We start from the raw sequence: 14996 nt of genomic DNA on the forward strand, positions 1-14996 counted from the left end.
ACGCTAGATTCTGCCTTGAAGTGGAATAATTGTCACGCTTTCACCAGGCTTAACCGTATCAATATTAGGCGCAATTTCAATCAAACAGTTGGCCTCGCTCATAGAACGCAGAATACCGGAACCTTGTTTGCCTGTAGTTTCGACAACGAGTTGCCCCAGTTCACTGTCCATTTGGTAAAAACCACGACTAAACTCGGTACGTCCCTGGCGAGAGCGGAGTGGTTCACTTGCAATGGCGGTCGCCTTGAGTGGAACAAACTGTTCAATGCCTTGCATCTTCTTGATTGCGGGTTCGACAAAGTTAATGAAAGACACCATTACCGCAACGGGGTTGCCGGGTAGGCCAAAAAATGGTGTGCCATTAATATCGCCAAACGCAAGAGGGCGACCCGGACGCATATTTATCCGCCAAAAGTCCACCTTTCCTCTTTTTTCAAGAACGTTTTTGATGAAATCAGCATCGCCCACAGACACGCCACCGGATGTAATAACCAGGTCGGCCTCTTCACTAGCTTGTGCAATCGCACGTTCCATCACTGCTTCATCGTCTTCCAGTATACCGAGGTCAATGATGTCGCAGCCAAGTTTTTGCAACAGACCCATGATGGTATGACGGTTGGAGTCATATATAGAATGTGGTTGCAGCGGGGTGCCTGGTGCCTGAACTTCATCTCCAGTAGAGAATACCGCTACTTTCAGTGGGCGTTTAACCTCTACTTTATCCATACCAAGTGACGCTATCATGCCCATTTCCGGTGACTGGACAACTGTTCCCGCCTTAAACACGCTTTGACCGTTTTTCAGGTCTTCGCCTGCTTGTCTGACGTTCTGACCCGTTTTAATGGTCGCCCCATTAAAACTGACTTTTCCGCCGACATGATTGGCCTGCTCGCGCATGACGACAGTGTCTGAACCTTCTGGCATTGGAGCGCCAGTCATGATTTGAACTGCCTCGCCTTTTTGAAGTGATGATGTATATCCATAACCGGCCATAACGGTTGCAACCACCTCAAATTGTTCACGGCCGCTGTCTTCACCGCGAATAGCAAATCCATCCATCGCCGAGTTAGTGTAGGCCGGAACATTGATTGGAGAAATGATATCCGTTGCCAGAGCGCGTCCATAAGCCTGAGCGATATTGACAGTCTCTGTTGAGTGAACAGAAGTGACGGCATCAAGGATTTTCTGTTGACCTTGCGCTACAGATAAAAATGCAGGTGACAACGTATCGCAGCACGCAGCTGCCGCTTTTGTTGCTGACTCTGACGGGGCAAGATAATCAATAATGAACTGCTTGATGGCATCAAGATCATTGATGTTCATCGTAGGTAGTTTGACATCAAGGTCGCTGTCCGATGCAATAGCGATAATATTGTCATCGCTTGGATGTAACCAGGGTTTGCCGACTTCCTTACGATTCAGTTCGATTTTTGGAAAAGCAATATTCTTACAGCCCTCCACCAGAATCAAATCCAATCCATGATGATCAAACCGCGATAGCAGGTACTCGAAGTTCGCTTCGGCTTCTGGGGTTTCGCTCATCAATGCATGTCGATAGCGAGAAGAAATCAACATTTGGCTTGCTCCGGCCTTTCTCAGCCGATAGCTGTCTTTTCCAGGCTTGTCGACGTCAAAGTTGTGGTGAGCATGTTTAAGCACACCGATTCTGAGCCCGGTTTCGGTCAGTTTTGGTAACAGGGCCTCTAGTAAGGTTGTTTTCCCCGTACCACTGTATGCTGCAAAGCCAAGTAAAGGAACGTTGTTTATGGATTTGATGGTCATAAAGTGCTCTTAGAAGTCGTATCGTTTGCCGTTGCCAGAGCCGTTAACTCTTCGGGAGTGTTCAGGTTCACAAAGCATTCAGGATTGTCGGAAAAATCAACATACTTAGTGTTGCATTCTTTGTACAGCAAGATGATTTTGCGATCACCACGATCAAGAAATGCTTCAAGTTTGGGCAGAACCCGTTTGTGAAACATAGTGAAAACAGGTTGGTGAAACTCGCCGTCATGGGCTACTAAAATATCAGTATCTGGTTCTGCGGATTGGCAGAAACGAGCAACAACATTGTTATCAACAAATGGACTGTCACACGGTACAAAGCCCACCCAATCGGTATCAGCAGCCTGAAGCCCTGCATGCATGCCCCCGAGAGGTCCTGGAAAGTCAGGATAGGTATCACTGACCACAGGCGCATACTTCTGGTAGCGATCTTTATTACGATTGGCATTAATGGTAATGGAGTCGGTTTGAGATGACATCCTATCTATTACATACTCTATGAGCGGTTTACCATTAAAGTCGATTAAGCCTTTGTCGTTACCGCCCATGCGAGAAGCTTGACCACCGGCGAGGATAACCCAACTAGTCTGAGTTGGATGCAACATAGTTACTCTCTTGATTGGTTTGTTTTTTATCAATAATTTGAAGCAATGGTGATTCTATCAAGGTGCAGTCTTTTATCCACCATTGTTTTCGGCATAACTTGGTCAATGCGTTAGTTTGATGGCTGGTGATGACAATACTTGAACCATGATCCAGCAGATCCTCTGCCATGTGAACCAGGCGTATTATCGACTCCTGGTCGAGCGAAGCACTGGGTTCATCCATCAATAAAATGGAAGGTTTCAGCACCCAGGCACGGGCCATAGCGACACGCTGCTTCTCACCACCAGATAGAACAGAAACATGCTCGTCCGCCAGAGTTTCCAACCCAACCAACCGAAGCGCTGAAATCACCTCGGCTCTTTTATCGTGAGCTTCCAGAGATTTGTGTTTAATACCATAGGCAACATTTTGATAAACTGAACCATCAAACAGGTAAGGAGACTGGTGAAGATATATGACGTCTTTGCGACCGGCACCACTAAATAGACGAGCCAGAACAGTCTGATTACGTGGCAGGACTTCACCCGATGTGGGTTTCAATAACCCAGCCAGGATCTTAAGCAGTGTGGTTTTTCCTACACCATTGTCACCTTTTAGATAGACAGCTTCGTTGGGACCAATGGTCAAACTAGGGATATGAAAAAGGACACGTTCCTTGAAACGCATTGAAACCTGCTTTGCTTTGAGCTGTATTGTCATTGTTGTTCCTTAAGCAGCGTCTTGGTGTAATTATAGTGTCGTATTGCGTGAACGTTGAGCACGATTAGGTACGGAGTACGCCTTTGCCCCGCATCGACGAAAGCATGAAATTAAGCGCGAGAGCTAACACCAGCAACACAATTCCCAAAGCGACGCCCTGAGCGAAAGCACCTTTATGGCTTTCCATGGCTATTGCTGTTGGGATATTTCGTGTAAGTCCCATGATGTTGCCACCTACCATCATTGAGCAACCGACCTCAGTCACGATTCTTGAAAATCCGGCGATAACTGCAGCCATTAGAGGAAAACGGGACTCCCATATGAGCGTCGTAAGTGTTCGAAGTCTCGATACGCCGAGCGTCACTGAGGTTTCGATGGCACGTCGGTCTGTACTTTGAAGAGCACCATGCATCATTGACACTAAAACCGGGAAACAGATCAGGATTTGGCCAATGATCATGGCTCGCTGCGTGAACAACATCTCCCAGTTACCCAAAGGACCCGAACGAGAGAGCAACATATAGAGCAACAGGCCGATGACCACAGTAGGAATCGCCTGCATGGTGTTAATCAGAGACAGCAAAAACCACTTTCCAGGAAAATTACTGTGTGCCAAAACGTACGAGAGAATGATCGCAGGCATAACGACCAGAGACACCGCCGAGATCGACACACTGAAAGATACGGCGACAATACGCCATAAATCTTTATCTAAGCTGAATAGGAGGCTAAGTGCCTCCATCGTTGTTTCCGTAATACTCATTAACTGTTCGTTTTCTTAGCGTCCGCGACAAAGAGTTGCTCGCCCATTTTGCGATAACTATTAATCATCGACTGGCCTTTTTCTGACACCAACCAGTCGCTGAGTGCTCTTGCACCTTTGGTATTAAGAGTAGGGTAGCGCTTAGGATTTACCACGATGACCTGATAAGGGTTAAACAACTGTTTGTCTCCTTCATACAGCACATCTAAATCTAACTTTGTCTGGTAAGCTAACCAGGTGCCTCGGTCTGTCATCGTGTAGCCCTGCATTTCCGAGGTCATATTGAGAGTAGGGCCCATACCCTGGCCTACGGAGCGGTAGCCCCCAAAATCTGGTTCAATGCGGGTTTGAGCCCAGATTTGAAGCTCTTTCTTATGTGTCCCAGAGTCATCGCCTCGAGAAACAAAAATAGCGTTGGTCTTTGCAATATTGGCAAACACCTGATTAATGGTCTTCTGATCGTGTACAAGTGCAGGGTCTGTTTTGGGACCCACAATGACAAAATCGTTGTACATCACGCTGCGTGGTTCAATGCCAAAACCGGCATTAACAAAGTTGGCTTCGGCTTTAGGCGCGTGCGTCATTACCACATCGACATCACCATTTTCTCCCATCTTAAGAGACTTACCTGTACCTGCTGCAATGATATCGACCTGATAGCCGGTTTCAGCAGTAAATTCTGGAAGAAGATAGTCGAGCAGACCAGAGTGATATGTGCTTGTGGTGGTTGCCAGCCTAACGCGAGATTGATCGGTATCTACACCTTCGGCATAAGCTGAAACCGAAAGTGCGGCGAAAGAAATAGCTGAAACCATGAGTCGGGGGAATGTCATAAGGGTATTATCCATTATTCATTGTTATAAATACTACGTGCTCATTGCGAGCAATATCCTTAAGCAAGGACAATGCCATAATTTTCATAAGAAAAAAGAGGTTACGTGCGACATTTTGCTAAATTTTTCGTTTGTTAAACTACAATTAGTTTGAGCTGGGACAAAATGTCGCAATTTAGGCCATGATGTTTTGTAGCAGATTGGTACACTCTGTCTCAAACGGGAACAATAACAATTATTTATGACTTTTTTTCAAACCTCTGAACTCTCCAACCAACAAGTGTCACCTTATCTTGCATTTTCGGTGCTGGTCGTCGACGACGAAATGGGAATGCAAGCGATACTCAAAAAAGCGCTGAGCAAGGCATTCGGTGTTGTTGATACAGCAAGCAGTGTGGAACAGGCAGAATGCCTGAGAACAACCAACCATTATGATCTGATCATTCTCGATATCAATTTGCCCGGACGTTCAGGGATAGAGTGGGAAGAAGCTTTTAATGATGTCGATAGAAAAGCGGACGTTATTTTTATGACGGGCTACGCCGATCTCGAAGTGGCCATTAGTGCACTTAAACTCGGTGCGTCTGATTTTATTCTTAAACCCTTTAATCTGGATCAAATGCTCCAGGCGGTTAAGCGTTGCATGGACAAGCGACTGTCTGAACGACTGAATGTGGCGCTCAGCCATGACATTAGTCGCAGAGTGAATAAAGATATCATTGGTCTTTCTGAGAAAACCAAACAGCTTAAACAGTTGATTAGCCAGTTTGCACCATCGAGAGCCTCGGTACTGATTGAAGGGGAGTCAGGCACCGGCAAAGAACTGGTGGCCAGAGGCATACATAATGCCAGCAAACGTCAGGGGCCATTTGTCGCGATTAACTGCGGTGCCTTAGCGCCGGAGTTGCTGGAGAGTGAATTATTCGGTCACGCGGCTGGAGCTTTTACGGGTGCCAAGAAAAATCGAGAAGGCTTGTTTCGGGTCGCCAGCGGTGGAACGCTTTTTCTTGATGAAATTGGCGAAATGCCGTTAGCCATGCAAGCGTCTTTATTGCGGGTGCTCGAGCAACGAACCGTTCGACCCGTTGGAACGGAGAGAGAAATCAGTGTGGACGTGAGAGTCGTGGCAGCGACGAATCGAAATCTGCAAAAAGAGGTGGATGATGGCAAATTTCGACAAGATCTTTTCTATCGATTAAACGTGCTGAAAATAGAAGTGCCAGCGTTGAGGGAGCGGTTGGCCGATTTGACCGAACTGGTTCCTTTCTTTACTCGCACTCTATCGAAAGAATTGGGAGTCCCTGAGCCCAAATGGGCTCATGAAGATATGTATTCAATGCAGGACTACGACTGGCCTGGCAATGTTCGCGAATTAAAAAATATGCTGGAACGTTGCATTTTACTCAACAAACCACCGGCACATTATTTTGGTGAACTGAAAGGCGCGCCGGTCAATACGTCGATTTCCATGTCAGTAAATGATTTAACAACCGTTGCCGTGAATTCCAACGTCAAGGATGGCCAGTTTGGTTACCCCAATTCCTGGTCACTAAAAGACGTAGAGAAATCACACATTCAGCAGGTGGTAGATTTTCACTCTGGCAATAAGTCGGCCGCTTCACGTGAGCTTGGTGTCGCACGAAAAACACTAGAACGAAAATACAAAGAATGGGACGAAAATAGCTTCGATGAGTAACCATCACCGTTTATGGAATAAATGGCGATACCGAATCAAATCAATGGTTCGCTATCGCTTACTCTTTCTGACTTCTGCACCGATTATCCTAACGCTGATTGCTCTTTTTGGTATTACAGCATACTGGTCCATTCACTACACCTGGCAAAGTGCGTTAGTCGACGTTGCAGAGCGGTTGAACATTGTTTCTGACAAAATAGACCGGCTTCAGGACCAACAGTATGATCATATCCAGGCATTTTCTGAATCTTATGAGTTTCGCACTCGTTTGAGTCACATTCAGACAGATAATGAGTTTGATAATTGGGTAAGTTCACAGCGAGGACGCTATAAACTCGACTTCTTACGCTGGATGCCAACCAGCAGCATTGAAAAACTGCACTATCGTAAAATGGCTCAGCAACGTTCCTTCTTCGCGGTATTGTCGCGAACACAAGCGTTCGCGCTTGAACCCTTACTAGCTGAGCATTCCGAAATTTGGCGCCAGGAAAGTCATGTGATGGAATCTCGTTCTCTGGTCAGTCGCTCGGTTATTCCAATCTTCGACGACAACAGCAGAGTACTGGGGTATCTCGATGGTGGGGTACTGCTCAACAATAACCTCAATTTGGTTGATGCCATCCGGGATACCATTTATCCGGTGAGTAACAAAGAGCGGCACATTCAGGGGACGGTAACGATCTTTCTGGATGATTTACGAATTGCAACCAATGTCCCGATGGACGACTCCTACATTGGAAGGCGAGCTTTGGGGACTGTGGTGTCCGAAGAAGTGAGTCAGGCTGTTCTGGAGAATGGCAACAGCTGGATCGATAAAGCCTATGTTTATGACACCTGGTACATCGCAGGCTACGACCCTATCAGAGATATCGACAACAATATTGTCGGAATTACCTACACCGGTTACTTGGTTTGGCCATTAATCAAAACCTACATTACTAACCTTGGTGAAGTGAGCTTTATCATCATCACTTTATTGTTGGTCTCTGGATTGATCGTTTATCGTGGTGCCAGAGACCTATTCCGGCCGATAGAACAGATCCACCGTGTAGTTAAGATGGTTCAGCTTGGTAAAGAGGAAGAGCGAATTGGTAAGTTAGGTTTAGATGACAAACATGAATTAAGTCAGCTGGCTAAACAGTTCGATAACATGCTTAACCAACTTCAGTATCGTAACGACCAAATCCAACAAGCGGCCCACGAACTGGAAGAAAAAGTAGAGTCTAGGACGGCGAGTCTCAAGGAAAAAACAGCCCAACTGGAGCTGCACATCAAACTACTCAATCAGACTCGCGACAAACTGGTAGTGAACGAAAAGCTGGCCGCCCTCGGAGAACTCACCGCTGGTATCGCTCATGAGATTAATAACCCAACAGCCGTAATTCTAGGGAACGTTGAACTGCTTCGATTCGAGCTTGGCGATGACGTGGCTCGGGTAGAGGAAGAAGTGGATGCAATCCTGGCGCAGATTGACCGTATACGGAATATCACGCGCAGTCTACTGCAGTACAGCCGCCAAGGTGGCGTACAGGACGAAATCACCTGGCAACACGTTAACCCCATTGTCGACGAAAGTGTCACTTTGGTACGAACCGGTGCGAAGAAACGCGATGTTGAGTTTGTCGTTGAGTTGAATGCGAAAACACCCGTTGAAATCAATCGACACCAGCTTTTACAAATACTGGTTAACCTGCAGATGAATGCTATCCATGCTATGCAAGGTAAGGGGAGATTAACAGTATTAACAGAAGACTGGATAGAGGGTGGTCAAAGTGTTGGTGCGCTTATTCATGTTGTCGATGAAGGGTGCGGAATTTCAGAAGCTAACATCAAGCGCATTTTCGATCCGTTTTTTACCACCAAAAGGGATGGGACTGGTCTGGGGCTATCCGTCTCACAGAGTATCTTGAGTCAAACTGGTGGAGAAATAAGAGTAAAATCAACTCTGGGCAAAGGCAGCGAGTTTACACTCTACTTGCCTCAAAAAGCAGACCACCAATTGTTGATTAGTGCATAAAGAACGCTTTTCTTTCACTATTATTAGTGAAGATGAACACTCTGTTTATATGAGCAGGAGGCCGAATGAAGACAATGACGTGTAAACAACTTGGTGGGGCTTGTGACTTAGTGTTTGAGGCAGAAACATTTGAGGAGATTGCCGAGTTAAGCAAGCAGCACGGTATGGAAATGTATCAACAGCAGGACCCCGCGCATCTTGAAGCAATGGCCAAAGTACAGGCCATGATGCAAGATCCCGAAGTAATGAAAGCCTGGTATGAGGCGAAGAAAAGGGAGTTTGACTCGTTATAGTTGTGCAGGGTTTCTGATCTTAATAGGGCTACTCTGAGCATGGAAACTACACATGCTCAAGGTAGCCTTTTTTTCTGAATCAGTTAGAAGCAAATAGCCATGGTTCCTAGAATCATGGCTACGATGATCGTATACCACACGAGTTGAGTTTTCTGATCAGCGACATTAATGCGAATATAATTGATCTCATCTCTTGCCATTGTTTCGAACTCAGCGAAGCTTACCGTTAGTTCACGGCTGGTATTGGCGAGATCGCTTTGCCATTTAGTAAACGAGCGGTCAATAAAGACCTTTGCCTCTTCAAAAGGCTTTGCTGCTGACATCAGACGGTCCCAAATGACCATACGTGATTCGAATTCCCCTTCCGTGACACAGTTTAGTTTTAGCAAATCATGTTCGCGCTTAATGCGCTCTTTACTCAATTTATCGGAATTCAAATTCTGAAACTTATTCACGACAATTACTCCAAAGGTTTTAGACAGGAGAGTTAACGTAACGTCGTTCGCTCTCACTGGGCGGCATAGTAGATAGCCCCTAAAACCACATCAACTTCGAGTTTTTGTCTATACGACAAATTCCGTTTGGATTGCATCTCAAATAGTCAAATTTGCCTGAGTCATTAACAACACTGCGGTTTTACTGTCTATATTATATAGATTGCATATTGTAACTACCCCAAAAGAAGGAATCCTATATGACCAGCAAAGTGTATGTTTTAGCGCAATTTAAACCTAAGCAAGGCAAAGAAGCCGAGTTGTTTGAGATTCTTAAAGCCCTCGAACCAGACAGTTATCGTGAGGAGGGCTGTCTTCAATATGTACTCACCCGACAGATTGATCACCCAAGTGCGGGTCGTAACGATTATCCTATTGTGTTTAATGAGATCTGGAGAGATGCGTCCGCTTGGACGGCACATGGTCGAAGAAAGCAGATATTAGAATTTTTCCAATCGCAGGTTGAGGCAGACTCTGGTCTGGTCGAAGACGCATTGGTGACGGCATACAGTGATGAAGGTTATTACTACGATAAGCCAATTTTCGACTGATGGTCCAACCATAGCCTTAACCGTAACCATGACTGGGTATGAGTTATACCTGGTTCATTCAGTGATCAATCTGCTCTAAACGGTTTTGACCGCAATCTCGGGTGGGTTGATACCATGATTTTTGAACTCACTCATCACACGCAAGGTAATGTCAGTTTCAAATAACTTCTCATAAGCAGTATCGACCACGTATGCTTTACAAGTCAGTTGAATGGCTAGATAGTTGTCTGTAATCGTCTGTTTCACTAAAACGGTTACGGGTTTTGGCAAGTGAATGTAGCGACTCGAAGAAGCGGCTTCCTGGATCAGGTTTCTGGCAAGAACAATATCTTCGTTCATTCCTACATAGAACGGAATGACCACTTGCATATCCAAGGCGCCATAATTGCCGCTGACCGTCACTTCGTTTAGGAACTTATTGTTTGGAATTGTAATGATGTCGTCATTCAATGTTCTCATTCGTACCGAGCGCAGTCCAATTGTGAGGATATCACCATAATTCCCCTCAAATGTGACGCGGTCACCGACTTGAAATGGTCGGTCGATCATAACGGTTAACCCTGCGATAAACGAGGCCGCAAGATCTTTCATAGCAAAGCCGACCGAAACCGCCAGAGTTCCGCCGATAAGTGCAAGTATGTGATCATTGATTCTGAAACTCAGCATGAATACCACGATACCTGCGGTCATGTAGATGAAAAATTGCAGAAAAGACTGCAATTTCTGCAGCAGCATTCGGTATTGTACGAATTGACCGCCAATACTTTCCACCATCGAATTCATGAACTTGATCAACAACCAAGTCCCCATGATGATAACGATACTGAGTAAGACACCTGACCAACGTATCAGGGTGGCAAACTGCGTGATGCTATCGACGGTGGCATCCTTTTCGCTGGCAAAGACTAAAAAAGGTAAAGCTATCGATACAACCAGGGTGATCAACCGTTTCATCTTTACCTCCTATTTAACCAGTAAATGTTGTCGATCCAACACATTGGTTATGTGTCTGAACCAGTGATCTGAGATGCGTGCTTTGTCTTCTTTCCACTCTATATAGCCCCGACTCTGGAAGTATCTCAGTGTGCCGATGACTTCTGAGATGGTAAGTTGGGTACAGTCCGAAACATCCTCAGGGGAGGCCGCTTCCAATTGCACTATGGAGCGAAGTATCGCCAGCATGGGTTTAGGCATTTTGTCCAGTTCTTCAGATTCAGGTGCATGAAATAACCTGACAACGACATTTTTAGTCGATTTGTCTTTACGAAGCGAGAAACGGAAGAAGCGCAATGCCACAGTCGGATTTCCATCAGAGTAATGCCACAAAATCCGATAAAACCCCTGACGAGCCCGGTCTTCTTCGGACTCGCTGTCATTGTCCCACTGTTTAGGCACAACCAAGCCTTCGAAATTGACTGGCAAGCTTTGCTCCTGATTAATTCGACTGTCTAGAAGTTGCGAAATCTGTAGCTCTGACCATTTGGGTAAGAACGCAACCCAATCGAACAGCAATCTCTCACCACGGGCACGATCCACAAAGCGCCAGCTTGCCTTTTCAATGGAAAACACCGCACGATGGCTTTTTTTAGAGCGCCTCAGAAGGTTGGTAAAACGTATCAGATCATTCAGACCACCCACTTTGGGTTTCACGAGTCGCTGACAATTATCAATCGCTATCAGGTAGTGGATTTCACTTTTACGTAAGTGGTTGAGAATTTTCACTTCACTGGTCTCTTCATCCAACCCGAGACTCACCGCTAAGTGTACGAGTAGCTGGTTGTATCCTGAAATGGGACAGTTAACGTACACAGGTTCAGCATTCTTCACTTTGTGGAGTATTTGTTTGAGTAATCGGGTTGAACCAATTCCACGTTCTCCTGACACCACGCAGATTGCCGGACTGTTGGTTAACAGGTATTTCGATAGCTGCTGTATCTCGTCTTTTGCGTAGGTGACAAGGGGACTAAAATCATCACCTGGTAGTACATAGTTGAAGGCGTCATCACCTTTGATTCGTACCAGGTTGTGGTCTGTGCTGCTCCCTGTTTGTTTTGCTACTTCAATCTTGAACAAATAGGTAAGGGCTTGATTGAAAACTGTATATTGTGACAGTAGCCCAATCAGCTTGTTCTTAAGATGATGAAATGCCAGCCATAAAGTAACAACAGAGGTGGCGATAATCCCCAGGATAAATACATCTTTCTTGGATGTAGACCAAACAACGTATATGGGTTTTTCCGCCACTTTATCCAACGATTCAAATACCGTCTTTTTCCACATGATGATGACGCTGAGGGTAATAAGAGCGAACCAAAGGGTAAAAAAGCTAGAGATCCAATAATAGATGGTTCCTTTCCCCAGAGTTTGAGAGGCGATTTGCAACACCAGTCCGGCAACAATGAAACTCCAGACATAGCGTCGCACGGTAGAAAGTCGTAGAGCCGCCACCGTCTTACTCGTTGCCAGACTGTTTCGATGAACAAACTCGAGAATAAACGAAATCGCGATGGCCCCGCCCAAAACCCACCAGGTGAGTAATTCTAAGTAAACAAGTTGCGACAAGGCTTCAATGGTGCTGATGATTTGCAGTGATACCGTGATAGCGATAAGCCATGCGATTGACTTACTGGCGCGCCCTAAATACCAAATGGCGCGCACCCACAATGGTGGCTTAGACGTTGATGCGGTGACGTGTGTCTTAAATTGTTCGAATAAGCGCTTTTCGTTAGCCAACCACCACATCAGCAAGCTATAGATGATGAAGACCTTGATTCCAGCCCATATCACGGGAATAGGAGAGATGAAAATCTCTTTCACCAGAGTTTTAAAACTTCGGAGATGAAAATAAACAAAATATTCTGCGTTAAGCTTAGTAATTGATAGTTCCTGCCGGAACTGGGTTACACCATCAGGACCAAATCCAGTCAACTGTTCAAAGGTTTTGTCTGTCGCAAGTTCTAGCAGCGCCTGCTTACTGTGACTGAGGCTATTTAATGTGAGATATTGAGTTTGAACGTCAAACCAGTTTTGATCATTACTCTCATCGCGGTACACCGACAGTGCCTCGTTAAAAGAGACAATCTCCCGGTCTTGTTGGTCGAGCGTGTAGGACAACAATCGACGGATTTTATTAGTCTCGCTGGAGGTCAAAAAAAGCTTAGCGGGCAACGTATCAATTTCTTTTTCAAGAGACTGGGCGTTATCAGAAGCTACAGGAAGATCATCGTCCTGATAGTCCCAGCGAGCAGAAGCGGGGAAGCACAATAACAGAGAGAGCACCGCGAACCATATTGTATTTTTATCCATTGTCGTCACTGAGTTCCTAACTGATTGTATCTACTGATTTTAGTGTAGACAGCGTCATCAGACTCTGCACGTATGATGCATTAAAAAACGATATACGGTTGACTCTCAGATCTCATGGCAGTGGTTGGACGAGGACGCAAGGCAGGTTAGATAAGCACTGGTGCTGCAGTTGTCACTTGCATCTGGGCCCAAGAGCCTGTAGGGTTGCGCAGTTTTGTTAATTCTCAAAGGTAACGCTCGTGCTATCAACCGCTAATATCACTCAACAGTTTGGTGCTAAACCTCTGTTTGAAAACATTTCTATCAAGTTCGGCGAAGGTAACCGCTATGGTCTTATCGGTGCAAATGGCTGTGGTAAGTCTACTTTCATGAAGATCTTGAGTGGCGAGTTAGAGCCAACGAGCGGTAATGTATCTTACGATCCTAATGAGCGCGTGGCTAAGCTGAATCAGGATCAGTTTGCTTACGAACAGTACACTGTTGTCGATACGGTTATCATGGGTCACAAAGAGTTGTGGGCCATTAAGCAAGAGCGCGACCGCATCTATTCACTGCCAGAGATGAGCGAAGAAGACGGCATGAAGGTTGCCGATCTTGAAGTTCAATTTGCGGAATTAGATGGCTACATGGCAGAGGCAAAAGCCGGTGAGCTGCTATTGGCAGTAGGTATTCCGGAAGAACAGCACTTCGGTTTGATGAGCGAAGTGGCACCAGGTTGGAAACTTCGTGTGCTGTTGGCGCAGGTTCTGTTTGCTGACCCGCACATCATGCTACTAGACGAACCAACCAACAACCTGGACATGGATACTATTCGTTGGCTAGAAGAAACGTTAAACCAACGTAACTGCACCATGATCATCATCTCGCACGACCGTCACTTCCTGAACTCAGTTTGTACTCACATGGCTGACCTGGATTACGGTGAGCTTCGCGTATTCCCTGGTAACTATGATGAGTACATGGTAGCGGCTTCTCAAGCGCGTGAGCGTCTGTTGGCTGACAACGCGAAGAAGAAAGCACAGATCGCTGAGCTAAATACCTTCGTTGCTCGATTCTCCGCGAATGCGTCAAAAGCGAAGCAGGCGACGTCACGTGCTAAGCAGATCGACAAGATCCAGCTTGAAGAGGTGAAACCTTCGAGCCGTCAAAACCCGTTTATCCGTTTTGACCAAGAGAAAGAACTATTCCGTAACGCCCTTAACGTTGAAAACCTCAGTCAGGGCTTCGAAGAAGATTTGTTCTCTGGCTTTAACGCAATTTTTGAAGTCGGTGAGCGCGTTGCGATCATTGGTGAAAACGGCGTGGGTAAAACTACACTACTTAACACACTTGCTGGCGTACTTGAGCCACGTACGGGTGAGTACAAGTGGTCTGAAAATAGCAACATCGGTTACTACGCACAGGATCATGCTCACGACTTTGAAGAAGACATGAACTTAATGGACTGGATGGGTCAATGGCGTCAGGAAGGTGACGACGAGCAAGTTATCCGCAGCTTCCTGGGTCGTATGCTATTTGGTCAAGACGACATCAAGAAGTCAGTTAAAGTACTGTCAGGTGGTGAGCAAGGTCGTATGCTTCTGGGCAAGATCATGATGCACAAACCAAACATGCTACTGATGGATGAACCAACCAACCACATGGATATGGAATCTATCGAGTCATTGAACAACGCGCTTGAGCAGTACAAAGGTACTTTGTTCTTCGTATCTCATGACCGTGTGTTTGTAGACTCGCTAGCGACTCGTATTCTTGAGATCAAAGACGGCAAGATTAATGACTTCCGTGGCACTTATGCTGAGTTCTTGAGATCGAAAGGCATTGATAGCTAATAGCTAGATTGTTGAAAGGAGCCTCGCGAAAGCGGGGCTTTTTTGTGGGTTGGATTTTATCCACAGAGTAGTTTGTATCGGTGAGCGAGACTAGTGGTAAAATAGCAATGAAAAGCCTCCACGT

Annotated in this window: 13 protein-coding genes; 5 read left to right on the forward strand and 8 right to left on the reverse strand. The window is 45.8% G+C overall.

Translation table 11 applies throughout. The features are described from left to right. Positions 1-3: 3 nt before the first annotated feature. From C4S60_RS07430 to C4S60_RS07450, 5 genes are all read right to left on the reverse strand, one after another. Positions 4-1776 (reverse strand): bifunctional molybdopterin-guanine dinucleotide biosynthesis adaptor protein MobB/molybdopterin molybdotransferase MoeA, encoded by a 1773-nt coding sequence (locus C4S60_RS07430; RefSeq protein ID WP_167390962.1) that lies wholly within the window; start codon positions 1774-1776, stop codon positions 4-6. Between the two features lie 2 nt (positions 1777-1778). Continuing rightward, entirely contained in the window at positions 1779-2387 is a 609-nt protein-coding gene (gene mobA / locus C4S60_RS07435; RefSeq protein WP_103879707.1) for a molybdenum cofactor guanylyltransferase MobA, read from the reverse strand. Then, positions 2365-3087: an energy-coupling factor ABC transporter ATP-binding protein gene (locus C4S60_RS07440; protein ID WP_103879708.1), complete on the reverse strand. Its 723-nt coding sequence runs from the start codon at positions 3085-3087 to the stop codon at positions 2365-2367. Before C4S60_RS07440 ends, mobA begins: the two co-directional genes overlap by 23 nt. A 64-nt stretch (positions 3088-3151) precedes the next feature. Continuing rightward, positions 3152-3850, reverse strand: a complete 699-nt coding sequence (locus C4S60_RS07445; protein ID WP_103879709.1) for an ABC transporter permease — start codon at positions 3848-3850, stop codon at positions 3152-3154. Next, the gene (locus C4S60_RS07450) at positions 3850-4683 is read right to left on the reverse strand and encodes an ABC transporter substrate-binding protein (RefSeq protein WP_208623250.1); all 834 of its coding nucleotides are present in this window, start codon (positions 4681-4683) and stop codon (positions 3850-3852) included. Before C4S60_RS07450 ends, C4S60_RS07445 begins: the two co-directional genes overlap by 1 nt. Positions 4684-4924: 241 nt before the next feature. Between C4S60_RS07450 and C4S60_RS07455 the strand changes: the two genes are divergently transcribed. The 3 genes from C4S60_RS07455 to C4S60_RS07465 all read left to right on the forward strand — a co-directional run bounded on the left by C4S60_RS07455 (position 4925) and on the right by C4S60_RS07465 (position 8689). After that, positions 4925-6379, forward strand: a complete 1455-nt coding sequence (locus C4S60_RS07455) for a sigma-54-dependent transcriptional regulator (protein WP_103879711.1) — start codon at positions 4925-4927, stop codon at positions 6377-6379. After that, positions 6372-8396: a sensor histidine kinase gene (locus C4S60_RS07460; protein WP_103879712.1), complete on the forward strand. Its 2025-nt coding sequence runs from the start codon at positions 6372-6374 to the stop codon at positions 8394-8396. Before C4S60_RS07455 ends, C4S60_RS07460 begins: the two co-directional genes overlap by 8 nt. 65 nt (positions 8397-8461) lie before the next feature. Next, complete coding sequence (locus C4S60_RS07465) at positions 8462-8689, forward strand: DUF1059 domain-containing protein (protein WP_103879713.1); 228 nt, start codon at positions 8462-8464, stop codon at positions 8687-8689. Positions 8690-8772: 83 nt separating this feature from the next. On the opposite strand, the gene C4S60_RS07470 is transcribed toward C4S60_RS07465, so the two are convergent. Continuing rightward, positions 8773-9111 (reverse strand): thiamine-phosphate diphosphorylase, encoded by a 339-nt coding sequence (locus C4S60_RS07470; protein ID WP_103879763.1) that lies wholly within the window; start codon positions 9109-9111, stop codon positions 8773-8775. A gap of 272 nt (positions 9112-9383) precedes the next feature. Between C4S60_RS07470 and C4S60_RS07475 the strand changes: the two genes are divergently transcribed. Beyond that, positions 9384-9734, forward strand: a complete 351-nt coding sequence (locus tag C4S60_RS07475) for a putative quinol monooxygenase (RefSeq protein ID WP_103879714.1) — start codon at positions 9384-9386, stop codon at positions 9732-9734. Between the two features lie 75 nt (positions 9735-9809). Here C4S60_RS07475 and C4S60_RS07480 read toward each other — a convergent pair whose 3' ends face one another. Both C4S60_RS07480 and C4S60_RS07485 read right to left on the reverse strand, forming a co-directional pair. Next, positions 9810-10688 (reverse strand): mechanosensitive ion channel family protein, encoded by an 879-nt coding sequence (locus C4S60_RS07480; protein WP_103879715.1) that lies wholly within the window; start codon positions 10686-10688, stop codon positions 9810-9812. Positions 10689-10697: 9 nt separating this feature from the next. Next, complete coding sequence (locus tag C4S60_RS07485) at positions 10698-13040, reverse strand: AAA family ATPase (RefSeq protein WP_103879716.1); 2343 nt, start codon at positions 13038-13040, stop codon at positions 10698-10700. A gap of 239 nt (positions 13041-13279) precedes the next feature. Here C4S60_RS07485 and C4S60_RS07490 point away from each other — a divergent pair, with 239 nt between their 5' ends. Continuing rightward, positions 13280-14872, forward strand: a complete 1593-nt coding sequence (locus C4S60_RS07490) for an ABC-F family ATPase (RefSeq protein ID WP_103879717.1) — start codon at positions 13280-13282, stop codon at positions 14870-14872. Positions 14873-14996: the final 124 nt, after the last annotated feature.

This window comes from Vibrio hangzhouensis (genome assembly GCF_900107935.1).
Lineage (GTDB): Bacteria > Pseudomonadota > Gammaproteobacteria > Enterobacterales > Vibrionaceae > Vibrio > Vibrio hangzhouensis.

Coding starts and splice junctions, on each gene's coding strand:
- mobA (WP_103879707.1), bottom strand. CDS start 2,387: ATGTTGCATCCAACTCAGACTAGTTGGGTTATCCTCGCCGGTGGTCAA.
- C4S60_RS07440 (WP_103879708.1), bottom strand. CDS start 3,087: ATGACAATACAGCTCAAAGCAAAGCAGGTTTCAATGCGTTTCAAGGAA.
- C4S60_RS07445 (WP_103879709.1), bottom strand. CDS start 3,850: ATGAGTATTACGGAAACAACGATGGAGGCACTTAGCCTCCTATTCAGC.
- C4S60_RS07450 (WP_208623250.1), bottom strand. CDS start 4,683: ATGACATTCCCCCGACTCATGGTTTCAGCTATTTCTTTCGCCGCACTT.
- C4S60_RS07455 (WP_103879711.1), top strand. CDS start 4,925: ATGACTTTTTTTCAAACCTCTGAACTCTCCAACCAACAAGTGTCACCT.
- C4S60_RS07460 (WP_103879712.1), top strand. CDS start 6,372: ATGAGTAACCATCACCGTTTATGGAATAAATGGCGATACCGAATCAAA.
- C4S60_RS07465 (WP_103879713.1), top strand. CDS start 8,462: ATGAAGACAATGACGTGTAAACAACTTGGTGGGGCTTGTGACTTAGTG.
- C4S60_RS07475 (WP_103879714.1), top strand. CDS start 9,384: ATGACCAGCAAAGTGTATGTTTTAGCGCAATTTAAACCTAAGCAAGGC.
- C4S60_RS07480 (WP_103879715.1), bottom strand. CDS start 10,688: ATGAAACGGTTGATCACCCTGGTTGTATCGATAGCTTTACCTTTTTTA.
- C4S60_RS07485 (WP_103879716.1), bottom strand. CDS start 13,040: ATGGATAAAAATACAATATGGTTCGCGGTGCTCTCTCTGTTATTGTGC.